The organism is Rhodococcus phenolicus (assembly GCF_001646785.1).
GTDB lineage: Bacteria > Actinomycetota > Actinomycetes > Mycobacteriales > Mycobacteriaceae > Rhodococcus > Rhodococcus phenolicus.
Window position 1 is genome coordinate 1 of record NZ_LRRH01000093.1, and the last position, 26,108, is coordinate 26,108.

Annotated in this window: 22 protein-coding genes and 1 pseudogene; 9 read left to right on the forward strand and 14 right to left on the reverse strand. The window is 63.5% G+C overall.

The window, feature by feature from the left end; all coding sequences use genetic code 11:
• Positions 1 to 14 precede the first annotated feature (14 nt).
• From A8G15_RS23895 to A8G15_RS23910, 4 genes are all read right to left on the reverse strand, one after another.
• Positions 15 to 1,871, reverse strand: coding sequence for an NAD(P)/FAD-dependent oxidoreductase (locus tag A8G15_RS23895; RefSeq protein ID WP_068165373.1), 1,857 nt, complete (start codon positions 1,869 to 1,871; stop codon positions 15 to 17).
• A 41-nt stretch (positions 1,872 to 1,912) separates the two neighbouring features.
• Positions 1,913 to 2,962, reverse strand: a complete 1,050-nt coding sequence (locus tag A8G15_RS23900; protein ID WP_068165415.1) for an LLM class F420-dependent oxidoreductase — start codon at positions 2,960 to 2,962, stop codon at positions 1,913 to 1,915.
• A 106-nt stretch (positions 2,963 to 3,068) separates the two neighbouring features.
• Positions 3,069 to 3,404, reverse strand: a complete 336-nt coding sequence (locus A8G15_RS23905) for a thioesterase family protein (RefSeq protein WP_156665532.1) — start codon at positions 3,402 to 3,404, stop codon at positions 3,069 to 3,071.
• Positions 3,405 to 3,525: 121 nt separating this feature from the next.
• Complete coding sequence (locus A8G15_RS23910; RefSeq protein WP_068165378.1) at positions 3,526 to 4,731, reverse strand: TetR/AcrR family transcriptional regulator; 1,206 nt, start codon at positions 4,729 to 4,731, stop codon at positions 3,526 to 3,528.
• A 227-nt stretch (positions 4,732 to 4,958) separates the two neighbouring features.
• On the opposite strand from A8G15_RS23910, the gene A8G15_RS23915 reads away from it, so the two are divergent.
• The 5 genes from A8G15_RS23915 to A8G15_RS23935 all read left to right on the forward strand — a co-directional run bounded on the left by A8G15_RS23915 (position 4,959) and on the right by A8G15_RS23935 (position 10,995).
• Positions 4,959 to 6,803: an acyl-CoA dehydrogenase gene (locus A8G15_RS23915; RefSeq protein ID WP_068165380.1), complete on the forward strand. Its 1,845-nt coding sequence runs from the start codon at positions 4,959 to 4,961 to the stop codon at positions 6,801 to 6,803.
• Between the two features lie 36 nt (positions 6,804 to 6,839).
• Positions 6,840 to 7,964, forward strand: coding sequence for a phosphotransferase family protein (locus tag A8G15_RS23920; RefSeq protein WP_068165382.1), 1,125 nt, complete (start codon positions 6,840 to 6,842; stop codon positions 7,962 to 7,964).
• The gene (locus tag A8G15_RS23925) at positions 7,964 to 8,284 is read left to right on the forward strand and encodes a hypothetical protein (protein WP_068165383.1); all 321 of its coding nucleotides are present in this window, start codon (positions 7,964 to 7,966) and stop codon (positions 8,282 to 8,284) included. Before A8G15_RS23920 ends, A8G15_RS23925 begins: the two co-directional genes overlap by 1 nt.
• 204 nt (positions 8,285 to 8,488) lie before the next feature.
• The gene (locus A8G15_RS23930) at positions 8,489 to 10,024 is read left to right on the forward strand and encodes a long-chain-fatty-acid--CoA ligase (protein WP_068165388.1); all 1,536 of its coding nucleotides are present in this window, start codon (positions 8,489 to 8,491) and stop codon (positions 10,022 to 10,024) included.
• Positions 10,025 to 10,239: 215 nt separating this feature from the next.
• The gene (locus tag A8G15_RS23935; RefSeq protein WP_068165390.1) at positions 10,240 to 10,995 is read left to right on the forward strand and encodes an enoyl-CoA hydratase-related protein; all 756 of its coding nucleotides are present in this window, start codon (positions 10,240 to 10,242) and stop codon (positions 10,993 to 10,995) included.
• 285 nt (positions 10,996 to 11,280) lie between these two features.
• Here the strand turns inward: A8G15_RS23935 and A8G15_RS32260 are convergent, their stop codons facing one another.
• Both A8G15_RS32260 and A8G15_RS32265 read right to left on the reverse strand, forming a co-directional pair.
• Positions 11,281 to 11,694, reverse strand: a complete 414-nt coding sequence (locus tag A8G15_RS32260) for a tyrosine-protein phosphatase (protein ID WP_068165393.1) — start codon at positions 11,692 to 11,694, stop codon at positions 11,281 to 11,283.
• A 20-nt stretch (positions 11,695 to 11,714) separates the two neighbouring features.
• Positions 11,715 to 12,038 (reverse strand): tyrosine-protein phosphatase, encoded by a 324-nt coding sequence (locus A8G15_RS32265; protein WP_169833933.1) that lies wholly within the window; start codon positions 12,036 to 12,038, stop codon positions 11,715 to 11,717.
• A 588-nt stretch (positions 12,039 to 12,626) separates the two neighbouring features.
• Between A8G15_RS32265 and A8G15_RS23960 the strand changes: the two genes are divergently transcribed.
• A protein-coding gene (locus A8G15_RS23960; RefSeq protein WP_156665533.1) for an IS3 family transposase occupies positions 12,627 to 13,864 on the forward strand; the annotation gives its coding sequence in 2 pieces (ribosomal slippage) (positions 12,627 to 12,939 and positions 12,939 to 13,864; 1,239 coding nt in all).
• 125 nt (positions 13,865 to 13,989) lie between these two features.
• Here the strand turns inward: A8G15_RS23960 and A8G15_RS23965 are convergent.
• Together A8G15_RS23965 and A8G15_RS23970 are read right to left on the reverse strand one after the other, a co-directional pair.
• Positions 13,990 to 14,367 (reverse strand): EthD domain-containing protein, encoded by a 378-nt coding sequence (locus A8G15_RS23965; RefSeq protein ID WP_068165397.1) that lies wholly within the window; start codon positions 14,365 to 14,367, stop codon positions 13,990 to 13,992.
• Positions 14,364 to 15,341 (reverse strand): alpha/beta hydrolase, encoded by a 978-nt coding sequence (locus tag A8G15_RS23970; protein ID WP_082900128.1) that lies wholly within the window; start codon positions 15,339 to 15,341, stop codon positions 14,364 to 14,366. Before A8G15_RS23970 ends, A8G15_RS23965 begins: the two co-directional genes overlap by 4 nt.
• Before the next feature lie 241 nt (positions 15,342 to 15,582).
• Here A8G15_RS23970 and A8G15_RS23975 point away from each other — a divergent pair, with 241 nt between their 5' ends.
• Together A8G15_RS23975 and A8G15_RS23980 are read left to right on the forward strand one after the other, a co-directional pair.
• The gene (locus tag A8G15_RS23975) at positions 15,583 to 17,124 is read left to right on the forward strand and encodes an AMP-binding protein (protein WP_068165403.1); all 1,542 of its coding nucleotides are present in this window, start codon (positions 15,583 to 15,585) and stop codon (positions 17,122 to 17,124) included.
• Between the two features lie 17 nt (positions 17,125 to 17,141).
• Positions 17,142 to 18,137 (forward strand): DUF7064 domain-containing protein, encoded by a 996-nt coding sequence (locus A8G15_RS23980; RefSeq protein WP_156665534.1) that lies wholly within the window; start codon positions 17,142 to 17,144, stop codon positions 18,135 to 18,137.
• A 410-nt stretch (positions 18,138 to 18,547) separates the two neighbouring features.
• Here the strand turns inward: A8G15_RS23980 and A8G15_RS23985 are convergent, their stop codons facing one another.
• From A8G15_RS23985 to A8G15_RS24010, 6 genes and pseudogenes are all read right to left on the reverse strand, one after another.
• Positions 18,548 to 18,799: a hypothetical protein gene (locus A8G15_RS23985; RefSeq protein WP_068165405.1), complete on the reverse strand. Its 252-nt coding sequence runs from the start codon at positions 18,797 to 18,799 to the stop codon at positions 18,548 to 18,550.
• Between the two features lie 197 nt (positions 18,800 to 18,996).
• The gene (locus A8G15_RS23990) at positions 18,997 to 20,487 is read right to left on the reverse strand and encodes a 4Fe-4S binding protein (protein ID WP_082900129.1); all 1,491 of its coding nucleotides are present in this window, start codon (positions 20,485 to 20,487) and stop codon (positions 18,997 to 18,999) included.
• 32 nt (positions 20,488 to 20,519) lie between these two features.
• Positions 20,520 to 21,470: a PDR/VanB family oxidoreductase gene (locus A8G15_RS23995; protein ID WP_068165409.1), complete on the reverse strand. Its 951-nt coding sequence runs from the start codon at positions 21,468 to 21,470 to the stop codon at positions 20,520 to 20,522.
• Between the two features lie 163 nt (positions 21,471 to 21,633).
• A complete protein-coding gene (locus A8G15_RS24000) occupies positions 21,634 to 22,872 on the reverse strand; it encodes a cytochrome P450 (protein WP_245687977.1) in 1,239 nt (412 codons plus the stop codon).
• 31 nt (positions 22,873 to 22,903) lie between these two features.
• Positions 22,904 to 23,725: a mycofactocin-coupled SDR family oxidoreductase gene (locus A8G15_RS24005; RefSeq protein WP_068165411.1), complete on the reverse strand. Its 822-nt coding sequence runs from the start codon at positions 23,723 to 23,725 to the stop codon at positions 22,904 to 22,906.
• A 251-nt stretch (positions 23,726 to 23,976) separates the two neighbouring features.
• Positions 23,977 to 24,399: pseudogene (locus tag A8G15_RS24010) on the reverse strand (acetaldehyde dehydrogenase (acetylating)); the annotation flags it as partial.
• A 221-nt stretch (positions 24,400 to 24,620) separates the two neighbouring features.
• Here A8G15_RS24010 and A8G15_RS24015 point away from each other — a divergent pair.
• Positions 24,621 to 25,715 (forward strand): VOC family protein, encoded by a 1,095-nt coding sequence (locus tag A8G15_RS24015; protein ID WP_068165413.1) that lies wholly within the window; start codon positions 24,621 to 24,623, stop codon positions 25,713 to 25,715.
• Positions 25,716 to 26,108 lie beyond the last annotated feature (393 nt).

Sequence of the window (26,108 nt, forward strand, 5' to 3'; positions counted from 1 at the left end):
CTGGTGAGAAAACCTCACTTGTCATGACACGCCAGGTGAGGCAATGAATCCCTCGGCGGAGCCACATTTGAAACACGGCCTAAGGCGAATACCATGCTGCGGTTGGCCTCGTCGAGACGCTCGTTGTACTCGGTGTACACGTCCTCGCGGACCTCGAGTGCGCCGATGCCGTCCCGGGCCATGGTCACCAGCAGGTCGGTCACATAACGCACCTGCGCTTCGGCCAAGTTGATGTAGCTGCCGCCGGGGGGATTGGTGTTCGGACCGAACAAGTAGAAGAGGTTGGGGTAGCCGGGGCTGGCCAGACCTAGGTATGCGCGGGCGTTGTCGTCGTGCCATTCTTCCCGCAGCTGACGACCGTCGATGCCGGACACTTCCAGCGGGTAGAGATAGCGCTGTTGCTGGAAGCCGGTGCACAACACCAGCACGTCCAGTTCCACCTCGTCACCGCCGGTGGTGACCACGCCGCTCGGGGTGATCTGCGCAATTCCGCTGCGAATCAGGTCCACGTCGTCGCGCTTGAGCACGTCGAACCAGCCGTTGTCGATGAGGATGCGTCGTCCGAACGGCGGGAAGGACGGTGTGCACGCCTCGATCAGGTCGGGCTGGTCGTGCAGCTTGCGTGTCAGGTAGTCCATGTAGAAGCGGCGAAGTGACTCGCTGTAGCCGTTCACCGAGTTCTGACTGGTGTCCCATTCCGGATCCACCTTCAGTGCCGGGAACATGCCCTCGGTGTACATCCAGTACAGCCGGAATCGGTTCCACTCCCAGTAGAAAGGGATATTGGCGAGCAGCCAATGGTCGGCCTCCGAGACCTCTTGGAAGTAGAGGTCATTGGGAGCAACCCAATGCGCGGAGCGTTGAAAGACGGTCAGGTGAGCGGTCTGATCGACCACCGCCGGCACCACCTGCATGGCGCTGGCGCCCGATCCGATCACGCCGACCCTCTTGCCGGTGAGGTCCAGGTCTTCGGACCATTGCGCCGAATGCACCACCTTTCCCGCAAAACTGTCCATTCCGGGAAAGTCCGGGATCTTCGGCCGGTTGTGCAGTCCCACCGCGGTGATCACGGCAGACGCCTCGAGGGTCTCTTCGCCCTGCGGGGTGGTCATGGACAACACCCACAACTGCCGCTCCGCATCCCATCGTGCGCTGTGCACTTCCACGCCGAATCGGATCGCATCCCGCACGCCCAGTTCCTGCGAGGTTCGGATCAAGTACTCGGAGAGCTCGTCCCGCTGGGAGAAGTGCTCGCTCCATTGCTTGTCTCCGAATGAGAAGGAGTAAAGATTGCTGGGTACATCGACCCGTGCCCCGGGGTAACGGTTCTCCCACCAGCTACCGCCCACCTCGGAGTTCTTCTCCAGCACGACATGGGGAATACCTGCGGTCTTGAGGCTGCGAGCGGCGGCAAGGCCGGAGATTCCGGCGCCGATCACCGCTACCGAAAATTCTCGACCGGCCGCGCCCAGCTGCTCACGCACCGACTCGGGCCGATAGGGGCGTAGGCCCAGCTGCTCGCTGAGCATCGGTGCATAGTCCGCAGGTACGGGCGCGCCCAGGCACTGGCTCATCAGCGCGGCCATCAGGGTCGGTTCCGGATCAGGGACAGCGGGCTCCAGTTCTCCCTTCTGCCAACGCGTTACCGCATCGACAGCGGCAGCGCGAATCTCGGCTCGGATCTGTGGCTCCAGCCCGCCGGTGGGGTCCTCGGAGAACCCGACCGGGCGGGCGGGCGTGTAACGTTCGTCCAGCCACCGGGTGTCACCGGTCAGTTGAACCAGTGCGGGCAGCAGCAGGGGGATGCTGGCCCGCTCGATCATGGCGGCCAGGTCGACCTGGTCCTGCTCATTGTTTCTCTGGGCTTTCATTACACACCTCGACAGTGGGTCGGTTGGAAAGACCGGAACGGTCAGGAAGCCAGGGTGTCCGACGCTTTGCGCAGTGTGCGCACCGCTTCGGCGATCCGAGCGGGGGCTTCGTTCATCGGTTGGATGGTGAGCAGACCAATGCCTGCTCGCTGGAATGCGCCGAGCTGTTCGGTCACCTCGTCCTGTGTTCCGATCAGGGTCGTTTCGCGAACGAACTCGTCGGGGACTGCGGCTACGGCTTCGGATACGCGTCCGGCAAGGTATGCGTCCTGAATCCGTTCCGCCTCAGGGCCGTATCCGTATCGGCGTGCCAGATTGTTGTAGAAGTTCTGCTTCTTCGATCCCATCCCGCCGATGTACAGCGCCAGCTGGGCGCGGGCTTTCTCGAACTCTGCGGTGGTATCGGCCCCGACGGCTACGGGCACCCGCGCAACGATTTCCAGGGGCGGCAGTTCCGTGGCTCGATCGGCTCTACCGGCTGTGAGATCAGAACCCCAAACGTCGGTGGCACGACCGGGATGGAAGAAGATCGGTTCCCAGGCGTCGGCCTTGGATGCTGCCATCCGAACGGTCTTCGGGCCGGTTCCGGCTACCGAGATCGGGATGGTCGGGCGGGTCGGCTTCTGGATCAGCTTGAGGGGTGGATAACCTTCGGTCCGAGGGATGTTCCAGTGAGGTCCGTTGTGCACCAATTTCTCTCGGCGCCACACTTTGCGGCACACATCGATGGTTTCCGAGATTCGGCCCAACGGTGCATCGTAGGCAACGCCGTGGAATCCGTCCACGACCTTAGGGCCGGAGGCGCCCAGGCCGAGCCGGAACCGCCCTTGGGAAGCGAAGTCCAGTCCGGCTGCGGTCATTGCCAGCAAGGTGGGGGTGCGTGAGTGCACCGGTAGGATTCCCGTGGCCAACTCCACGGTGTGGGTCTTTGCGGCCAGAAATCCGAGCTGGCTCACTGCATCGAAGGTGTATGCCTCCGACACTGTCACCGACTCGAGTCCTTCGTCTTCCAGCATTGCGAGCTGATCGCCGGTCTCACCGAGGTCGGAGACTACCCCGATCAGTAGTCCGATTCTGACGCGCCGAGCCATCCCGGTCTCCATTCATAACTATAAGATTGACTAACAGAATGTGACCGTATCAACATTTCAGCTGGTTGAGAAGAGGGTTATGTGACCAGATTTACGAAACCTGGATTCACATTTGCCCGCGTGACGAGAGCGGCGGCAGACACAGGGTCAGAGCGCAGAACGGCACTTGCCGCCGGGTCTCGTTGAGGATGTGAGCAGCCAGAACTGCGGCGTCGCCGGTGCGGGGCGCTAGTGACCCCCTCGCCAACGCCAGGCGTACGGTCAGCTCCTCACCTTCGGCCACCTCGTGCCAGTAGGCCATCTTCTGGCGTCCCAATCGGTGCGCCGCGGGGCATAGTGCGTTCCCGGACCACCATCGGTCGAGACCGGCGGTCGCCAACGCGAGATAGTGAGCGAAACCGAGATGGCGGTTCACGTCCACCCACTCCACGGGGACGGTCACTCGCAGCGCCACCGAGCGGCCGGACAAGGCCTCCCATGTCGGGGCGTTGCGACTCAGCCGGAGCCGACGGGAGTGGAGGGGATGTTCCTGTTCCACGGTCGATCTCGAGCGTTCTCTGCTATCAGGACCGGAGCAGTGCCGTCATCAACGTGACCAAATCCTGATGAAGGGTCTTTCGGACGCGCAGTCGTGGGGTCTGGGTGATGTCGGCAGCCAAACCCAGGGCAGTCCGAACCCGAGCACGCGCTTCGGAGCTACCGAGTTCCGGTCGCGTCTCACGCAGTACCGAGACCCATTGGCCGACATGACCGCGGTAGCCCTTGAGCAAGTCGGTGCGCTCTTCCTCGCTCAGCATCCTCACTTCCTCGTCGAAGATGCTGAAGGTGCGGCCGTGAGGTCCCAGCGCCAACTCGACATACAGGTCGAGTAATGCGTCCAGCTCGGATTCGGGTGTCGGTAGGCCCGCCAGGCGGTGCGTCACCACGTAGTTGAGACCTTCGATGCTGCGGCGCAGGATCACGCCCAGCAGGGCCAGCTTGCTGTCGAAGTACTGATAGATCGTGGCGAGCGCGGCGTCTGCCTCGGCGGCGACGTCTTCCATGCTGACGTCGACGAACCCGCGTGCGGCAAAGAGTCGGGTGGCCGCCTCGATGATCTGCTCCCGCCGGCCGCCTGCGCGAAAGGTCGGCGTTTCCTCGGAAACGCCGCCTTCCTTCAGCGGAACCTGCACTACGGCGGCGGCGAACCGGCGTAGTAGGCCGGCGGAGGAATCACGGCCGTTGGACGAGCGCAAACCCCGCGAGTGCCCAAATACCGACAGCACCGCCCAGCTGAGAAGCTCCACGTCGGCGGCCGTGGCATCGGGGCGCAGACCGGAGATCACCAAGGCGGCCGCCGCCTTGAGCTGACGAGCTCGCGTCCGATACGCGGCCACGTCGTTCTCGGAGAGGTTCCGACGCTCCCACCGCCAGAGCATGGCCTCGTCTCGGGCCAGGACCAAGCGGGCCAGATCCTCGGTCATCATGTCGAATCGCTCCTGCGCGGAGCCCTCGAAATTCGCGGCGGTCTCGACCACGGACGCGGTCACCGAAATCTGTTCGAGCACGACTCGCGCCAGGATGTCCTGCTTGCTGCGGAAATGGCGATACAGTGCGGGACCGCGAATACCGACCCGCTGGGCGATATCCTCCATGCTCACCCGGTGGTAGCCGTGTTCCTGGAAGAGCTGGCCGGCGGCCTCGACCAACTGCAGCTTGCGGGCGGACTCCTTGCGAGGTCGGGTCTGCTCTGTTGCTGGTGGGTCGACGTCTTCGACGGTTCCGACCATGCCACCTGGAGTATCGCTCACGGGTTCGCCCCTCACCTCTGCCATGGCCCACCGGCCAGCTGGGCCCCACGGTGGGGAAGTGTAGTGCACAGCGACTGGTGGCACCAGTGATCAGCAAGTCGCAATTCTGCTGCTTGTCGCACGACTAAAGCCTATTTGCAGTCGCTTATCGTCAAAACCGTTATTCTCGGTTATGGTTGTCCCGCACCGAGTCGAGGAAGGCTGCCATGGGGCACTACAAAAGTAATCTCCGGGACGTGGAGTTCAACCTGTTCGAACTACTCGACCAGGATCCAATGTACGGCGCGGCCCCCTTCGGGGAGTATGACCGCCCCACCATCAGCAGCGTGCTGCGCGAAGTCGAGCGACTGGCCAGAGAGAAGCTGTCCTCGTCGTTCGTCGAAGGCGACCGCACCCCGCCCACCTTCGACCCGAGCACCCACTCTGTGACCATGCCGCCGGGATTCGCCGCGGACTACCAGCGATGGATGGACTCCGAATGGTGGTTGCTCCAGGTGCCGGCCTCGCTCGGTGGCCACGCGGCCCCGGCGACGCTCGTCTGGGCCACCGCCGAATTCGTTCTCGGCGCCAATCCCGCGCTGTGGGTCTACGCCAGCACCCCGACCGTGGCCCGCGTGATCGCCACCAACGGGACCGAACGGGATCGGAATATCGCCCGGATCCTGCTGGAGCGGCGTTGGACCGGGACCATGGTGCTCACCGAAGCCGAAGCCGGGTCCGACGTGGGTGCTGCGCGTACCCGCGCTTTCCCGAATCCTGACGGAACATGGAACCTGACAGGTACGAAGCGCTTCATCACCGCCGGCGACCACGACATGTCCGAGAACATCGTGCACCTCGTTCTGGCCCGCCCGGTCGGGATCGAGGGCGGGGGCGGACCCGGAACCAAGGGACTGAGCCTGTTTCTCGTTCCCAAGCACGATTTCGATCCCGCCACCGGCGAGCTGACCGGTCGCCGGAACGGCGTGTATGTGACCGGCCTCGAACACAAGATGGGTCTTCATGCCTCGGCCACTTGCGAGATCAGCCTAGGCGACGACGAACCGGCCCGGGGATGGCTGCTCGGGGAGGTACACCAGGGCATCGCTCAGATGTTCGACGTCATCGAGTACGCCCGGATGATGGTCGGCGCAAAAGCCGTAGCCACCCTGTCCACGGGCTACCTCAACGCGCTCGACTACGCCCGCACCCGGATCCAGGGAGCCGACCTCACCCAGTCCCACGACCCGACTGCCCCCAAGGTCAGTATCGTAGGCCATCCTGACGTGCGTCGCTCACTGCTGACACAGAAGGCCTATGCCGAAGGCCTGCGTTCGTTGCTGCTGTGGACTGCAAGCTGGCGCGACCGCGCAGCGCAGAAACGCGATACCGGCGAGGATGCCACGGTGGAATCCCGCGTCAACGATCTGCTGTTGCCGATAGTCAAGGGCTACGGCTCCGAGCGCACATGGATACTGCTGGGAACCGAAAGCTTGCAAACCCTGGGCGGGTCAGGCTATCTCGCAGACCACCCGCTCGAGCAGTACGTCAGAGACGCCAAGATCGACACCCTCTACGAGGGAACCACCGCGATCCAGGGCCAGGACCTCTTCTTCCGCAAGATCGCCCGTGATTCCGGACGCACCCTGCAGGTGGTGCTCGACGAGGTGCGCTCCACCCTCGCCCACCTCGATCCCCGGCTCGCCGAGGAACAGGTGGCGATGAAAGCGGCAGTCGAAGATGTCGACATCGTTGTCGCCCGGCTGCTGCAACAGGCCGCACACTCGGCCCGCACCGATCCTTGCGCGATCTACGACGTCGGCCTGAACACCAGCCGACTCCTCATCATGCTGGGTGAAGTGCTGGTGGCCTGGCTCCTGATCCGAAGTGCCTCGATCGCCCTGGCCGCTCTGGACGGCAATCCTTCCGAGAGCGACCGGCATTTCTACACCGGCAAGATCGGTGCGGCGCGCCACTTCTGTCGACTGGTGTTGCCACACGTGGCCGCCGAGCGACGGATCTGCGAATCCACCGACCGGAGCGTAATGGATCTCGATCCCGCCGTCCTCTGATCACGCCGACGCATCCCCCACCCGGCAGGAGTTGCCATGACATCTACCACGACCACCACCGCTACCTCGGCCGACATCGGTACGGTCCCGCCGGACACCACCGAGAAAGCGCACCACGCCGACCTGACCACCGACGAGCATGGCGGTATCGATCTGCGGATACTCGACCGGCAGGTGCGCGCCGCCTTCGACCTACCGACGACTGCCCCCGTGCGTCGAGAACTTCTCGGCGGTGGACTTTCGCAAACCACCATCCGCTACCGGTTCGATTCGGAGGCCCCGCATTCTTCAGTCATCGTGCGGATCCCCCCGGTGCACGGACCCCTGGCTCCGTACAGTCCCGAAGGAGAAGCTGCGCTGTTGCGCTGGTTGGCAAGGCACGATGTGGACGTGCCCGCGGTGCTGCACAGCAGTTCTGGCGCCGGCCCGCTGGGACGGCCCTTCCTGATATCCGAAGAGGTCCGTGGCGACGTCGTACGGGACGGCGCGCGTGGTTACACCGACGAGGACAAGCGACTGCTGGCACATGCATACACCGCTGCCCTGGCCGGGTTCCACGCACTGAGCGACGCAGAGCGAGCCCCCGACGTCCTCGACTGGGCACCGCGCAAGGATCCGGGCGGCGTGTTGGAGCGGTGGACCCGAAGCCTCGACGAGACCGATCTGGTGCTTCCGGATTTTCACAAGTTCCTCGCCGACTGGTTGGTCGCCCGCATGCCGGAATCCGGTGACGCCACGGTAATCCATGGTGACTACCGGCTCGGCAACGTGCTCTGGCGCCGACCGGGAGAGATTGCGGCCATTCTCGACTGGGAAGAAGCCGGCGAAGGCGACCCGTACTTCGATCTCGGATGGACCCTGATGGGCACCGACAACCCCGACGACTCCATGATGGGTGTTCTCAGCCGCCGCGAGTTCCTGGCTCTCTATGCGGAACTGAGCGGCGTAGAAATCGACCATGAACGGTTGCTGTGGTGGGAAATCGCCGCCGGTTGGTCTCGGCTGTGCATGGAGGCCAAAGCGATCTCGTTGATCGGTGAGGGGCACTACTTCGACCTTCGCCCTCTGCTGTCCACGTACTTGAATCGACGGCTCTCGATCATCCTGCTGGAGAAGATCCAGCGCCATGAGGGCTCTCGTATCGGATCGGAGCACCTGTAATGGACTACCTCACCCACGCCAACGCCCTGGAAGCGATTGTCCGCACCGTCGAGCAGGACGTGATCGGACGGATCGATGACGCTTACGCTCGAAGCCAGTTGTGGTCTACCACAGGAATTCTCGCCAACATTGCTCGTGAACTCACCGAAGCCGATCATGAGTCCGGTGTCCGGTCGTGTGGGTCCACTTCCGATGACCCAAATACGTCGAGCACCGAAAGTCTCGCTATCCGTGCGACCACCTTGCTCGAGGAAGTCCGTGCCGAGGTGGCCGCTCAACGCTCGTTGCACTACCGCAAGGCCACCACGGGCGCGAAGTGACCGGCAGTTGTACGCGGGCGTCGAAGAAGGGGCAATCCCCGACAGGCAACCGCGGACGAGGCAACAGATAGACAGCACGGTGCCGTGAGCGTGGAAACCTGCCGGAACGGCACATATTTCGGCATATGACCGGCGCGGTCGGCTGCTCGATTCGTACAGGCGGCCGACCCGGTGCCGGGATCGAATTTTCCGAGGAAAGAGCAAATGCGCGTCCATGAATTGCTGGACCACTGGGCCGACCGTTTTCCGGACGAGATCTACGTCAGTGACGACCGGCGGACTCTCACGTGGGACGAGATGCGTCGGTGGACACACCGAATCGGTACCTGGCTGGCCGACGAACTGGAGCCCGGCGAGAGGTTCGGCATGCTGGACCGCAATTCCCTGGAGATGATCGCCTTGTACTTCGGCGCCTCGCGCGCCGGGGTCGTGCCGGTGCCACTCAACTTCCGCCTGGCGCCTCAGGAATGGGAATACATCGCCGAGGACGCACGATGCGCCCTCGTGGTCCTGCACGAGGATTACGAGCAGGCGCTGACCTCGGTGTTGCCTGACATCAGGACCTCGGTTCTGAGAAGTGCCGGCGAAGAGACACTCGGCTTTTCCGCAGATGTGGTCGCGGTCTCGGACGAGACCGTCGATCGTGACGTTCCGGCCGATTCCGTTTACCACCAGATGTACACGAGCGGAACCACGGGCAAGCCCAAGGGTGCAATGGTGACGCATGGGGCTGCTTGCACCAACGCATTGCAGATCCAACTCGCTCTGGGATCGGTGCGCAAGCGCACACTGTGTGTGATGCCGTTGTTCCACGCCGGGGCCGCGTTACAGGTCCTTGCGTACACCTCGGGTGGATGTTCCATTCACGTCGTTCGAGACTTCGACCAGACCGGTGTCCTGCGTGCGATGTCGGAGCGTGGGATCCAACTTCTCACCCTGGCCCCGGCAATGATCCAGGGCATGATCGGCGACCCTCTCAGTGCATGCCTCGACTTCTCGGCACTGGAAGTGATGGTCTACGGCTCTGCTCCGATGGCCGTCGAACTGGTGAAACGTGCCATCGAGGTGTTCGGTTGCGACTTCGTGCAGGCATACGGGATGACCGAGGCCTGTGCGGTGGCGACCGTTCTTTCGCCGGAAGATCACCACAGAGCGTTGTCGAGCCGCCCGGAGATTCTCACGTCGGCGGGGCGACCGGTACTCGGTACATCGATCCGGGTGGTGGATCGGGACGGTGCGGAACTTCCGACCGGCGCCGTCGGCGAGATCCTGGTTCGCGGACCCCAACTCATGAGCGGATACTGGGGGCTCGCGGACGCGACACGCGACGCGATGAGCGGCGGGTGGCTGCGCACCGGCGACGCCGGCCGTGTCGACGACGAGGGGTTCTTGTTCATCTCGGATCGGGTCAAGGACATGATCGTCTCCGGCGGTGAGAACATCTATCCGCGGGAGATCGAAGAAGTACTCTTCGGGATGCCGGAAGTCGCTGATGCGGCCGTCGTCGGCGTGCCGAGCGAGCGGTGGGGCGAAAGTCCGATCGCGCTTGTAGTCGCCGCGCCGGGAGCAGTTCTCACAGAGCGTATGGTCGTCGAACACTGCCGAGCCCACTTGGCTGGATTCAAGTGCCCTGTGGCGATCGAGTTCGCGGATGACCTGCCACGAAGCGCCGTCGGGAAAGTCCTCAAACGCGAACTACGCGAGCCGTACTGGCAGGGCATGGAGCGCCGTGTCAACTGAGCCGCTCGTCGACTGACACATCCACGGGAGGCGACCGTGCCGAGACATACCTCGGTGATGGTCGCAGCGACCGAAACCTGTCGGATTCGCATGTTCTGTGGTGTCTCGAACGGACCCCCACCACCGACTTCTTCCGACGCAGATCCGAACGGACGTGTCTCCTCCCCGTCGATGGCGCGACGTTCGCTGAGTTTGCTTCACAGAAAGGCTCTGCCATGACCCTGAAGATCATCGACAACGGACCGGTACGGCACATACTGATCGACCGTCCTGAACGCAGGAACGCGGTCGACAAGCACACCTTGCATCACATGGCGGACGTGGTCGAAGATGCGGGTACGAACCCCGACGTGCGGGCAATCGTCGTCTCGGGGACCGGCCCGTGCTTCTGTGCCGGGGGCGATCTCGATGTCGAGGACCCGCTGTCCGTCGAGAACACTGCAAGTACTGCCGATGCGGCCGCCCGATGTGTCACGGCGATCACGCGGGTCCCACGTCCGGTGGTTGCGGCGGTCCACGGACCGGCTGTGGGGGTGGGAGTATCGATTGCGCTCGCTGCCGATCTCACTGTCGTCCGTTCCGACGCATATTTCGCGATGCCGTTCACATCGATCGGCTTGATGCCGGACGGTGGTGCCACGGCACTGGTCGCGGCGTCGGTCGGTCGCGCAACAGCGATGCGTATGTCGCTTCTCGGAGGACGGATGAGTGCTCTCGAAGCGGAGCGGCTGGGTCTGGTCACGGCGACCTACGAGCCGGACGTATTCGATTCCGAGCTCGGGAAATTGACGGCAATGCTGACCGAGCGTTCCACCGATGCTCTCGCCCAGACCAAACACGCGATCAACGATGTGAGCTTGAGTGAACTCGCCGGCGCGTTCGACCGTGAACGGGACGGTCAGATCCGGCTGACAACAACGGATGCCTTCCGGTCTGCTCTGGTGGCGTTCTCTGCCAAGAAAGCACGGTAGAGCACAAGCAGTCACGACTTCGATCGCCGCTGTCGAGTGCACGGTGCGCTGTATCCGTACGATCCGATGTTCTCTACCTCGCCCAGACGGTCATCGATACCCGCACCAGCACACCGGTGATCGCCGTCGACACTGCGGATCTCCTCGGCGGCGCTCCCTGTCACGGTCGACGCTGCAATGGGGTAATTGTCTCGGCCAGGGCGGTTCGTGCCATAGCGGCCGCCAACCGGTTCCACGGCTCCTCGTCGTCGGTGACGATCGGGACGACGAGGAGCCGCGCGAGGATCAGGCCGTCGTGAGCTTGTTCCGCAGGTCCGTGAGCGTCTCCTTCTCCAGGCCGAGTCCTTCGGTCAGGTACAGGTCGAGCGAGCCGTACTGCTCGATCGCCGTGGAGATGCCGGCTTGGAGGTAGTCGGCTTCGACGCTGAGGACGACCCGGATGGCTTCACCGAACTCGGTGCCGCGCGTCTCGGCCATGGCTGCTGCGGTCGCGTCGATGTAGTCGGCTGCGTACTCGTTGGTCAGCAGGTAGTTCGCCATGATGTCCTCGTCCGATACGCCGGCGATGTGCAGGAGTAGGGCGCTTGCCCAGCCGGTGCGGTCCTTGCCGGAGGTGCAGTGAATGACCACGGGCCCGTCGGCCTCGGCGATCTGTTCCAGCAGTGTCGCGAACTGCGCGCGTTGGTCCTCGGCGGTCACGAACGTGATATTGGCGTCGGTCAGCAGCCGGCGGCCTCGACGGTCTTGATCGACTCCAGCGAGCCGACGAGGGCCGCTGCTTCGGGGGAGTCACCGATAATGTTGACGCGGGTGTACTCGGCCCCGGGGATCTCCACGTCGGGCTTCTTCTCGGCTTCGGCCGTCGTGCGCAGGTCGAAGATCGTGCTCATGCCGAGAGGCTCGATGGCAGCGACGTCCTGGGGCGTCAGGGCGAGGGCGTCCGACCGGTAAACAACTCCCGGGCGGACGGTGTGGCCGTCGGCGGTGATGTATCCGCCGCCGGGTCCGCCTGCCAGATCGCGGAAGTTGGACGCGGTGGTCAACCGGGGCACCTCGACGACCGTGGTCGAGGAGATTGTGGAGCTCGCCGAGGAGGTAGGCGATTGCTCGGTCTCGTCGCTCGAACAGGACGCTGTTGCAACGGTAATGGTCAGGGTGCACCCGACCGCGGCGATCCGTCGCAACCACACGGATGCGCTACGGGGGATAGTCATGAACGGAAACGATGGCATGGATCATGACAGCGCACCAGACCGGAAGGGAATCGAGTGTGACTGGTATTCGGCGTGTTTCGGCGTATGTGCTCGATACCTGCTCGAGGGCTCACCTTGATGTTGAGATCCTGAAAGCGGTGTCGGCGTTGGGAATATGACAATGCCGTGCCCTGCTGCACGGTCGAGACATCGTGCCGAAGATCGCCCTCCGAAGCGTCCGGAGTGCCGTCATGTCTTGGTGATGATTCTCGATTATCGACATCGGTCGATGTCCATGATGCGCCCGTAGTATCTCTTGCGAGACAATAGTGTTCGACGTTCGGATGCGTTTCGGTCAAAGTTCCGCGGACGGAGCTTGACCCCTGATCTTGGACACGTGGAATCCAGCACACTGCTGGGGGAAGCGAGAATCCAAGGATGGCCAGAAAGAACTACACCGACGAGTTCCGCCGTCGGGCGGTGGACTTGTATGAGTCCACGCCGGGCGCGACGCTCAAGGGGATCGCGGCGGATCTGGGCGTGTCTCGGGGCGCGTTGAAGGAGTGGGTCGACAAGCTGGGCTCGGGGACCATGACGGCGGGTGCAGCGCCGGTCGCGCCGAGCCGAGGCCGGCCCGAGTCACAGACGGCGAGGATCGCGCGGCTGGAGTCGGAGAACGCCGCGTTGAGGGTCGAGCAGGCCAAGCTCGCTGAGGAGCGGGACATCCTCCGCCAGGCGGCGAAGTATTTCGCCGGGGAGACGAACTGGTGAACCGCTTCCAGTTCGTCGAGGACCACAAGGACGCCTGGGGCGTGAAGCGGTTGTGCGAGGTCATCGAGATCGCCCGGTCGTCGTTCTATGCGTGGCTGGCCGCTGCGCCGGGACGTGCCGCGAGGCAAGCCGAGGATGCGGCGCTGGCTGAGCGGATCCGGGTGCTGCAGGACCCGGCGCTGGGCGGGGACCGTGCCTCGGGGGCACCCAGGATCACCGCCGACCTGAACGAGGGTGCGGCCGCGGACGGGCGGGTCAACCACAAGCGGGTGGCCCGCGTGATGCGCGAGCACGGCCTAGCCGGCGTCCGGCTGCGCCGTCGCGTGCGCACCACGATCCCCGACCAGTCGGGACGGCGTTTCCCCGATCTGATCGGCCGCAACTTCTCCGCCGGCGAACCGAACCGCCGCTACGTCGGCGACATCACCTACCTACCCGTCGAGGGCGGCACGAACCTGTACTTCGCCTCGTGCATCGACCTCGGCTCGCGGAAGCTCACCGGGTGGGCGATGGCCGACCACATGCGCACCGAACTCGTCGAGGGCGCGCTCGAAGCCGCCCGGCGCGAGCGCGGTTCCCTTACCGGTTCGGTGTTCCACTCAGACCACGGGTCGGTCTACACCTCGAAGGCATACGCCGCCCTCTGCGAGCAACTCGGGGTGACCCAGTCGATGGGGGCGATCGGATCGTCCGCCGACAATGCCCTCGCCGAGTCGTTCAACGCGACCCTCAAATGTGAACTCCTCGAAGGCCGTTCTGCGTTTCCCGACGCGGCCACTGCCTACCGCGCCGTGTTCCGCTGGGCGAACCGCTACAACACCCGGCGCCGCCACTCCGCGATCGGCAATATCAGCCCGAACGCCTACGAAGCCGCTGCCTCCGCTACCCTCGCGGAAGCGGCATAACCGAAATGACACCGTGTCCAAGATCAGGGGTTAAGGCCCTTCGACGTGAATCGACACACCGGCCGGACGTGCCTGTGCGATTTCTGTATCGAGAGCGTTCGGCCCGAGTACCCGCGACTCTGTCGTCACGATGGCGAGTCGTCGTCCGGGTCTCCGGTCGTCAACCACCGGATTCCGCCCTCGGCGATGAACCGGCCTTCGTCGGCTGCCAGTGCTTCTCTGACCGACGGTTCGAGCATCGCCTCGATCAAGTGCTCGGCGTCGGTCCGGGTTGCGAAAGTGATGTGGGTGATTGCGGTGGTCTCCTTGTCGACGGTGTCACCGCGGCCTGTTGCCAAACGACGAGCCAGGTCGTTGTCCAGTCGGTGGTGGCGTACATACGAGACGGGACGGGCTTTTACGAGGCGTGCAACCAATGGCACGTGCCGTTCCTCGTAGTAACGCCTGAACTCCTCGTCCGTGAGGTCGTCACGCTTGGTCAACAACATGGTCAGGGTGATCACTGCGGCTCCCGGGCGAAGAACGCCGCGATTTCCTCGACCGCGTCGCGGCCGGCAGGCAGGAACGACTCGAAGAGCGGCCAGGCGTGTGGGACATCATCGTAGATGTGCAGGTGCGTCGTCACTCCTGCGTCGGTGAGCCGGTCGGCAACCCGGACGGAGTCGTCGAGCAATACCTCGGCACTGCTGACTTGAACCAATGTCGGAGGAAGGTCGTGCAGGTCGGCGTTGAGCACGGTGGCATCGGGGTGTTCCCGGTCGGTGCCGCGCATGTAGATCGCCACGATGGTGCGAATGCCCTGTCGGCTGACAGCGGGGTCCAGCTCGGCGTTGGACACCATGCTTTGTGCAACTCCGGTCAGATCGAGAAGCGGTGAGACGAGCACGGCGTGACTGGGGAGGGTACCTCCGGCGTCCCGCCGGCGAATGAGTGAGACCAGAGTGAGTGCACCGCCGGCCGAGTCGCCACCGACCGTGACATCCTCGATTGGGCCGAGGTCTCCGTCCAGGACGGCCGCCAAGGCCGAGGCGGCGTCGTCGACTGCGGCGGGAAAGGCGTGTTCGGGTGCACGGCGATAGTCGGGGAGCAGCACTGTGTGGCCGGTCGCGGCGGACAAAGCCGCCGCCAAGCTGCGGTGTCCGCGCGCACTGCCCAGGATGTAGCCCCCGCTGTGGAACCAGACCAGTATTCGTCGCGGCGAGGCCGTGGGTGCGGTGACCCGCAACCCGGGAACGTTTCCCATGTTGACCTCGTCGATTGCCACGTCGGGGTGGATCGGGAACCGGTCGAGCATCGCCTCGAATCGTTCGCGCGTGGCGTCGATGCTTTGTTCCTGGTCGGCGCCGAACACCTCCTCGTAGAGGGCGCGGGCACGAAGGATCGAATCCTCGGTGCGGACCTGATGGGGGAGGGGCCCCAGCTGTTCGCAGGATGAGGTGGCAGATGATCTGTACGCGGGTTCAGCGCGGTGCGACATGCTCGAAGATTAACAGTGACTAGAGAAGTCCGCTAGAAGGGAAAATAGAACCGTCAATAACTCGGTCCCTTGGCTACCGCTGAAATAGTGGCGTTGACGAACTCTAAAAACGAAATTACTGTTCACCTTACACGGGCAGGTGTGTGATGCCGAGCACACGGTCAGCGCTTCGGTCGGACCCGCCACGCATCATCATCGCCCGCATCGATCAGCGGCGGGCGTAAGTCATCAGGAGGACATCGTGTACCCCGGCACTCGAGCCAAGAACTACCCCGATCGCGTAGCCCTCGTCATGGCGGAGACCGACGAGTCGCTCACTTACCGTCAATTCGACGAACAGACCAACCAGATGGCTCACTTCATTCGCGATACCGGGGTCGGACAGGGCGAGCGCATCGCAGTGATGTTCGAAAATTCGCTCGGCTCCGTAGTAGTGCAGGGCGCAGGCGAGCGCACCGGTGTGTACTACACCCTCATCAACTACCACCTCACCGCCGACGAAGCGGCATACATCATCAACGACTCCGACTCGAAGATCGTCGTAGTCTCGGCCTGCGTCGCCGAGGTGGCGCGTCAGTTACCTGCCCTGTGCCCCAAGGTGGAACGGTGGCTGATGCGGGACAAGCCCGCCGAGGTCACGGAGTTCGAGGACTACGCGGCCGTCGTCGGCAAATTTCCCACCACGCCCGTCGCGAACGAGAAGCTGGGCACGGCCCTGCTGTACTCGTCCGGTACGACCGGGCGCCCGAAAGGTGTGCTGCGGCCGCAACTGGACGTGGACCCGAGCGACCCGTTGCCGATCTTCCAGCTGGTCCCGAAGGTGTACCGCACCCGTCCGGACATGATTTTCCTTCAGCCGGCACCCCTGTATCACTCGGGCCCCCAGTCGGCTACAGCGGAATCGCTGCGTTGCGGGGGCACGTGCATCATCATGTCCCGATTCGACGCGGAGAACTTCCTCCGGCTCGTCGACAAGCACAAGGTGACGCACTCGCTCGTGGTGCCGACGATGCTGTCACGGATTCTCCAACTGCCCGAGGACGTACGAGCACGATACGACGTCTCCTCCCTCGAAGCGATCACCCACGGCGCCGCCCCCTGCCCGCCCTCGGTCAAACGAGCCATGATCGACTGGCTCGGTCCGATCATCTACGAGTACTACGGTTCGACCGAGGCCAACGGCAGCGTCATCTGCGACTCGGAAGAATGGCTGGCCCATCCCGGCACCGTCGGCAAACCGCTGGCGGGTGAGTTGCTCGTTCTCGATCCGCTTGGCAACGAGGTGCCCACCGGTGAGACCGGGCAGGTGTGGATCAAGGGTGTGACCAACTTCGTCTATCTCAACGACCCCGACAAGACGGCCGAAGCGCAAAGCGCCGACGGCTCGATGAGCACCACCGGCGACATCGGCTACGTCGACGCCGACGGTTACCTCTACCTGACCGACCGCGTCGGATTCACGATCATCTCGGGCGGAGTGAACATCTACCCCCGCGAGATCGAGGACGTGCTGGTCGAGCACCCCGAAGTGGCCGACGCCGCCGTCGTCGGGATCCCTGACGACGATCTCGGTGAGGTGGTGAAGGCAGTCGTCGAGCTGTTGCCCGGACACGATTCGAAAGGAATCGAGGCCGACATCCTCGACTTCTGCCGACAGAGACTGGCGAAGTACAAGTGGCCGCGTTCGATCGACATCGTTCCCTCGTTGCCGCGCAACACCAACGGCAAGCTCATGAAACGGGAGATCCGTGACATGTGCCTGAAATCCGTTGCCGGCTCCTGACACGAAAGAAGACACCCATGTCCCGCAGTTACGGCGACTTCTCACGCCCTTCCTATCGCGACCCCCGGTGGATGGAGACCCACTGGTTCTCGGCAACGACCGAGAGTAACATCCGGTTGCACTTCTGGACCGGGTTCCGGTTGAACACAGGAGTCGCGACCACCAAGATCTACGCATTCTCCCGCATGTGCGACTCCGTGCTCGACATGGAGATGTGCGACATGCAGTACAACAGCCCCATCGGCAACGCCCGGCTCGCCGACTTCACTCTGGACAGCGGCATCCGCGTCAAGGGCCAAGCCCCGCACACCTACGATCTGACCTATCGCTCGCACTGTCGTCGAATGCAAGCCGATCTGCACTTCGAGGCACTGATGCCACCGGTCAACCTCGAATTCACCAAGTTGGCGGACGGCCCCGAGGGATTCGTCGCATTTCATCGAACTGCAGGCCAAGGCGCCCCGACCAACCGAACCGGAACCGAGCCGTACGGCCATATCGACCAGACCATGCGGGTGACCGGAACGGTGATCATCGACGGCACCGAACACCGCGTGGACTGCATCAGCAACCGCGACCACTCGTGGAGCCCCAGGGCCGAAGTCGCTCACACGATCGGGACCTTCGATCTGATCCACTTCGGTGACGAACTCACCCTGCTCACCCACACCGGTGAGCGGCCCGACGGCAGTCCCGAGGTCTCCCACGGTTACATCCTGCGTGACGGCCGTCCGTTGCGGCTGAACAAGGCCGAGGTGAGCTACACCCGTGTGGGATTGCGGATCACCGGTCTACGTTACGAGGTGATCGACGAGGAAGGCACCTCGTACGTCATCACCGGCACTGCACGCGCCTCGGCCGAGATCGATGGTGGTCAGAACATCTTCCTGGTGATGGGCCTGTTCGACTGCGAATGGGAGGGCCGCACCGGCTACGGCGAGGTGCAGTGGCACGACTACATTTCCCGCCTGCAGGGTGTGCGGGCTGCGGAACGGGAGCGCGCAGGCCGCTGACCTTGCCCTCGGCTCTCAACACAGCGGCACGTGGTCGACGACACCGACCGCGTGCCGCTGTGCTGATGCTCCGATAGATCGTCAAGTCGTTCTCAGGCCACGAGTACCTCGTGGCCTGAGAACTGTTCACCATCGGTGCTGATGTCGGTGCGGGGAGAAAACGAAAGATTCGTGAGCGAGATAGCATGCCGCAGCAAATGATGTCGCGTTCGGACAAACGTTCGCAGGTCCCGGCATTAGTGCTGCGGTGGCGTAGCCGATACCGACAGCGTCGACGAGGCGGTTGCTGACGCAGCGGTCACGCCTTGAGTGACGCTGCGTGAGCTTCGGCTCCCTTTGCAGGACCAGCCAGCGGTGTGCCATCGCAGTAAGGGCGTGACGCATTGCTGCCTCAGGATCGGCCGGGACTACTACCGCCGGGATGCCGTGACGGACCGAGGCCGCGGTTCGGGGGTATCAGGCGCAGCGCAAGTGGTGACAAGTGTGTGGTCGGTGAGCTTTTCGAGGGTCGAACCCAGGTACTCGTCGGCGGTAGCCAGGGTGGTCTCGAGCGTGATCATCGTGGTTGCGCCGGCTTGGGCGACACCGTCGTACGTGATCTCGAACTGTCGGATCGTCTCGACGGTGTTGTCGGCGGCTTCGGTGTCGCCAGCAGTCCGCATCGGGTGCCACCTTCTGGAGTCGATACGTCAATGCGGAGGTACCCGCAGGGCGGATCGAAAAGGTCAGACCTCCGACTGCGACATGTACAGAATGCTCGCAGGCATAAGAGGTGAAGAATCGAAAAGCCAAGGGCAGTAGAGGCTTCATGGGTGCACTAACTAACGCGTTCGGCATCCCGACTGCGCGAACGGCCGACTCAGCTCCGCGCAGTGAGCCTTCCTGCGTGGAAGTCGTCGAGGACAGCGTGAGCGATTTCGCGAGCGTCGACGCGGTTGGAGCCGATGCCTCCGGAGGGGCCGCGTCGGATCCATCCAGAGGCATAGAATCCGGTCAGCTCCCGACCATCGGTACTCATCACTCGTCCCGACTCTGTGGGCACCACACAGCGGTGGTCGTCCCAGGGCAGGCCTGGAATCCCGGTTCCCACGAAGCCGGCGGCATTGAGAACCAGGGAGCAATCCAAGTCCAATGTGCGAGTGGATGCCTGCGCCACGACCTGGCCCTCACTGTCGGTCTTGAGTTCGTTGCAGACCAGTCGAATCCCCGTTACTCGATCGCTACCGTGGAGGTACTGCGGGGAAACCGCGAACATCAGATCGACCCGACGCTCACCGGCAGGCACGGTGGCCGCCGCTTGCCTCATCAACATCAGTCTATGGGCGGTCAGTGCATCGTCCTCGGAGCGCTCGTCGAGGTGCTCGAGTGTGCAGTGGAGCTCGATGCCTGGGGTGTTGCGCAGTCCTATCAGCTCGGAAGTGGTGAACGCGGCCTCGCGCGGCCCCCGACGTCCCAACACGGTAACCCGGCGAATGCCGCTGCTGCGCAGCGCCGCCAGCGCGTACGGGGCGATGTCTGTCTCGACCAGTCGTTCCGGGTCGCTGAGTAGGATACGAGCAACGTCCAGCGCGACGTTTCCGTTGCCGATCACCACAGCGTGCTCACCCGATAAGTCCACTTGAAGGTCGCGGGCCTCGGGGTGGTTGTTGTACCACGCGACGAACTCGCCGGCGGTCAATGAGCCGGTCAGATCTTCTCCCTCGATGCCCAGTCGACGGGTGTTCTTGGCTCCCACTGTCACCAGCACCGCATGGAACTGTGCACCCAGTTCGGTGATGTCCACGTCGCGACCTACCTCGACACCGGTGTGTAGGCGCACGTTGGCGCGTTTGAGCACTCTCTCAAGTGTGCCCAGTACGCTGCGGGTGCTGCTGTGGTCGGGAGCGACGCCGTACCGGGCCAGGCCTCCGGTGTGGTCCGTCCGTTCGAAGATTTCGATCTCCAACGGCACCCGGCTCTGAGTCAGCAACTCCTGCACCGTATACAGGCCGGTGGGACCTGCGCCCACTACGGCGACCCGCAGCGTCTCCTCTGGTGCCTGCGGCCTGGTGATCACCGGGGGCCGGGGGGGTGTGCGCTCGTATTCCTGGTGCCGGGGATCGGTGTACCAGAGCGCGTTGATGTCGATGAATACCTCGTCGCCCTCGGATAGTTCGTCGTCCGGGAGGATTGCGTCGATGGGGCACGCATCCACGCAGGCACCACAGTCGATGCACGATTCGGGGTCGATGTAGAGCATCTCGGCCGTCGAATATTCTGGTTCGTCCGGAGTGGGGTGGATGCAATTCATCGGGCATACGGACACACAGGAAGCGTCGTTACAGCAGTGCTGGAGGATCACGTGAGGCATGAGTCTTGTTCTCCGGGGTGGTGCTGGTCTGGTCAGATGTCGAGGACGAGTCGGTCTCCGACACAACGCGAGACGCAAATCATCATCATCTCGCCGGAGTTCTGTTCCTCGGTGGTGAGTACCGAGTCGCGATGATCCGGTACGCCCTTGAGTACTGCGGTCTCACAGGTCCCGCACATTCCGGCCTGGCAGGACGAAAGAAGACGTCGTCCGGTGGCTTCGACGGTGTGCAGAATGCTCTCACCGACCGGCACTCGTACCGTCTCGCCTGATCGGGCCAGCACAACGTCGAAGGGGTGGTCGGTGGTCTGATCGGGAAGGTCTGCTCCGAAGCGCTCTGTGCGTAGCGTGATCTCATGATTCTTCGACGCTGCGTTCTTGGCGGCTTGAAGAAGGGGGGCAGGGCCGCAGCAGTGCACCGTGGTGCCGGGAGCTGCGCTGGCGACGAGCCCGGCCATATCGATCAGTCCGTCGGTGTCCTGTGGTACCAGGACGACTCGGTCGCCGTATGCGCCGAGCTCGTCGGTGAATGCCATCTCCGAGACGCTTCGAGCGCCGTAGACCAGACGCCAGGGGCGTCCGGCCGCGTGGGTCTCGGCCACCATGGGCAGGATCGGGGTGATACCCACCCCACCGGCCACGAACAGATGCTCGGGGGCGGGTTCGAGGGGAAACTGGTTGCGGGGACCACGGATCCGCAACCGATCCTCTTCAGTGATCTGATCGTGCAGATGATGGGAGCCGCTGGGGGCGCGCGGATTGTCCTCGCGTAGCACGGCAATCCGCCATGTGAACCGGTCCGCGGGATCACCGCACAGCGAGTACTGGCGGGCGAGTCCGGCATCCATCAGGACATCGATATGCGCGCCGGGCTGCCATTCGGGCAACTCGTGGCCGCCGATCTCGGCCAGCTCGAAGGCCACGATTCGATCGGCCACGCGTATTTTCCGCCGCACAACGACCTCGGCCTCGTACTCCCGCATCACCCGCCGCACGGTCGTGGCTGAAGGGGCAGAGCTGACGGCGTTCATGGTGCTGATCTCCGAGTCGCGCGATGGTGTGTGAAAGGGCAAGTGGTTGAAAGGAAGTCGGGAGGGTCGGGGGTACCCGGCTGCCCTGGGGCCTCCTCCCAGGGCAGCCGGGGGATCACCAGGTGAGTTGCAGCTCGGAAAGCCCGAAGATCTTCGACTGCGGCTTGATCTGAGCCTCCGGGTCCACCAACGCCAGGGTGGGAATCCGCCTCAGGAGGGTCTCGATCACGACCTGCAGTTCGATCCGGGCCAGCGGTGCACCCAGGCACGAGTGGATACCGTGACCGAAAGCGAGGTGTCCGCGCGAATCGTTGTGAATGTCGAAGGTGTTCGGGTCGGGGAAGACCCGATCGTCCCGGTTGGCGGCATCCATCGCCACCATCACCAGCGAGCCTTTGTCCAACTGGCGCCCATTGATCTCCATGGGCTCAAGCGTGGTGCGCGGCAGGTTGCCAATGATGTCCAGGTACCGCAGAAGCTCTTCGACAGCCTGTGGAATCAGATCGGGATTCTGCCGGAGTTCTTCCATCTGCTCGGGATGGCTGAGCAGTGTATAGACGCTCAGAGAGATCATGTTGCCGGTGGTTTCGTGGCCGGCCATCAGTAGCAGCGTGGCCATACCGGCAACCTCGGGCACCGTGACCGTGCCGGTGCGGGCGTGGTGTACCAGCAAGCTGATCAGATCATCGCCCGGATCGTCCATCTTGATCGTGGCCAGCTCTGCGAGGTACATCATGACCGCCCCGATCGCCTGGCCGATCTCTTCCGGAGAGCGGGACGTGTCGAGGACCTTGCGGGTCTCTTCCTGGAACCAGTTGTGCTTGTCGTACGGCACGCCCAGCAACTCGCAGATCACCAGTGACGGCAGCGGGAGGGAGAGCTTGTCCACCAGTTCTGCCGGCTTGTCGCCTGCGAGGATCGCGTCGAGCAGTTGGTCCGTGATCCGCTGAACGGTCGGTCGCATCGCCTCCATCCGGCGCGGAGTGAACTCCTTGGCCAGCGTCTTTCGAAGGACGGTGTGCTCGGGCGGGTCCATCGCCAGGAAGAATCCGGGGAGGCCACCATCACCGCTCTCTTCGCCTGTGTCCCCGCGTGACAGATCCGGTACGTTGCGCACGCTGCACCGGGAATCGGCGAGTACCTTGCGGACATCGTCGAACCCGGTGACAAGCCAGGCCGGAGCGCCCTTGAACATCACCGGCGTGGGAGGGCCGTCGTTCGGGACATTCTGGTAGTCCTCGGCGACGGAGAAGGGGCAGCGACGCTCGAAGGGGAACGGGGGGGCGCCTGCGTGAGTAGCGGTGTGTTGGGTCGGAGTAGCAGTCATGTCTGTCTCTCGGGTCGTGGTGCTCATTGTGGAAGGCACCGATGTTCAGGAAACCGGGTCAGAAGTACTGGGCTCCGCCGTCGACACTGATGTGCTCGGCGGTGATGAAGTTGGCGTCATCAGAAGCCAGGAAGAGTACCGTGCTGGAGATTTCGTCTGCTTCCGCCGAGAATCGGGGCAAGAACGGAGTCCCCATGTTCATCAGAGCCGGGTTCGTTGCTGCGGCACGCTCCAATGCGCCGATCATGTCGCCCGAACCCATCGGGGTGTTGACGTTGCCCGGATGCACACTGTTGACGCGAATATTGTGTTTGCCGAGTTCGGCAGCGAATGCCCGGGTCATGCCCGTGACGGCATGCTTGCTCGCGGTGTAACCCACCATGAACGGTTGAACCTTCTTACCGGCGTACGAACTGATCAGGATCACCGAGCCGCCACCACGGGTGACCAGGTGGGGTGCTCCTGCAATCACCGTGTTCCACACACCGGTGACATTCGTGTCCATGTGCGCAGCAAAAACTTCCGGAGGCGTCTCATCCCACGTGGACGGAATGCACACGCCGGCATTGGCCACGACGATGTCGAGGCCACCGAACTCGGCAACACCCGCATTTACCACTTCCTTGAGGCGGGCTGCATCGCGGACATCACCTTGTTGGGCGAGGATTCGACCCCCGGTCTTCTCGACCAAGCGCACCGTCTCTTCGAGATCGTCCGGAGTGGTGGAGTCGTACGGCACGCTCGGAATGGGGCCGGCAAGATCGACGCCGATGATGGCCGCTCCTTCCTCTGCCAAGCGCACCGCATGTGCGCGTCCCTGACCGCGCGCCACACCGGTGATGAAGGCGACCTTCCCTTCCAAGCGACCTGCTGTTGACATGGCAACTCCTCTGACGACTCGACGGATTGCGGGAAGAAGCCCTCTGGGCGGCAGGGTGTCGTGTCTACCCGCCCGCTTGTGACTACCCTCACAGCGAAGAATAGTAGAATGAAGATTTCCGAGTGTCTAGCTCTACTGGGTTTTTGTTCCGGCTATGGGCATATCCATCATTCACGCAAGAGGTGAAGGCTAGGGTGCGCGCGCTGAGGGATGTTGACCAGCGGCGGGTCCAGAAATCGGACGCTGACACCAAGCTCATCGCCTGAATACAGGATCGGGATGGTGGCCTGACCGGCGCAACTGACCATGTTCACGTTCGGCGCATCCAGGTGCGCGTCGAGGTTCACGGCCGGCACCACATACGGGCCCACCGAGGCGGGAGTCAGATCGATCGCGCGGATCCCGGCGTCGGCGTAGCGCGAGGCTGCGGCAGCGTGCACTTTCGCCGATGTCGCTTCGAACACCACGTCGGGAAGCTCGGGCCGGTTGAGCAACCAGTCGACTCCTTCTGCGGAGGCTTCGAGCCCTTCGTGTCGGGCCCGTTCGAGTCCCTCGCTGGCCGGATCGATACCGACCATGTACACGGGATCGACGTGCTCGGAGCGCAGCAACTTGTACATCAGATCCGTTCCAATGTTCCCGGATCCGACGATCGCAGCTTTCAATCGACTCATCTGTACGGCCTTCCCTGAACTCTCGGGTGATGGGCTCGACGCTAAGAAGAGGTGGTTGGTCGAGGAGCTGCTATCCCGCGGTCCTGAACATGTGCAGGGTCGGGCACGTCCCTGTTCGGCTATCCCGAATGCCGATGACCGCCTGGTTCACATCGCCGCAAGCTCGTGATCACCACCACAGCCGGTGCAGCTCGCCCGGACAGCCCAGATCAGGAGTAGCCATGACCGAACTCACTGCTCGATTCGACATCGCGCATCTCGCCCGCGCCGAACTGTTCACCCCGAAGCCACAAGAGACGCTCGACTTCTTCACCAAGTTCCTCGGCATGTACGTCACGCACCGTGAGGGGCAGTCCGTCTACCTTCGCGGCTACGAGGATCCGTACCAGTGGAGCTTGAAGGTCACCGAGGCACCCGAGGCCGGGATGGGTCACGCCGCGCTGCGCGCAAGCTCTCCGGAAGCGCTCGAACGCCGGGTGGCATCGCTCAAGCAGGGCAACGTCGACGGGAAGTGGAGCGAGGACCAGTTCGGCTACGGCAAGACCTTCGAGTTCCAGTCCCCGGACGGCCACAACCTGCAGCTGTTGTGGGAGGTCGAGAAGTACGTCGCCCCGGCAGAACTGCAGAGCAAGATCCTCTCGCGCCCGTCGAAGAAGCCGCTGTCGGGTATCCCTGTCAAGCGCATCGATCACCTGAATCTGATGGCCTCGGATGTCACCCCGCTCAAGGAATCGTTCGAGCGGCACCTCGGGTTCCGCACCACCGAACGTGTCGTCGACGGCAACGTCGAGATCGGGGCGTGGATGAGCTCGAATCTGCTCGGCCACGAAGTTGCCTGCATGCGCGACATGACCGGCGGACACGGCAAGCTCCACCACCTGGCGTTCTACTACGGCACCGGACAGCACCTGGCCGACGCGGTGGAAATGTTCCGCGACTACGACGTCCGCATCGAAGCCGGCCCGGACAAGCACGGCATCACCCAAGCACAGTTCCTGTACGTGTTCGAACCCGGCGGAAACCGCATCGAACTGTTCGGCGAAGCCGGTTATCTGCACCTCGACCCGGACGCACAGACCAAGACCTGGCAGATGTCCGACATCGATACCGGTCTTGCCGTCGGCGGCGCGAAGCTGCCGTGGGAAACCTACTTCACGTACGGCACTCCCAACCCGCTCGCGCTTGATCAGCACATTGAGAAGTTCGCGCACTTCGGTCCCGGGGCGCCGACCGAAGATCCCGACGTCGTCGCTGCCGAGCACGCGATCCCGGACGACATCGACCACTCACGCGCAGTCTCCGGCTCGCCTGCCTGACGGGCTCTTCACCGGTGGACAAAGCTGTGTGATCGCTGCTTAGCGAACGAGGTCTCCGATGTAGACAACGAGTTGAAGAACTCCCTACATCAGTCCTGGTTACCGATCCGCGGCCTCAGGGGATGGGCGTGTTGTCAGGTCACCGTTGTGGGCCGATCACCTCGGGGCGCCCGGAAGCACCTGGTGTCCTGACATCCCGATCACATCGGCGTCCTCGCTGCCACGGGGTCGATGCCGCGCAGGACATCCCGGCTCCACTTTGTTTACGCAACAGTGCGGTCTGTGGCTCAACATCGCGTGTTGCGCCCCGGGTTCAGTGGAGGCTCTCGATGACCCGCTCGGTTGTTCCGGTCCTCTTGCCCGCGAGGTCCGTCGCGAGTAGTGCCCCATAGA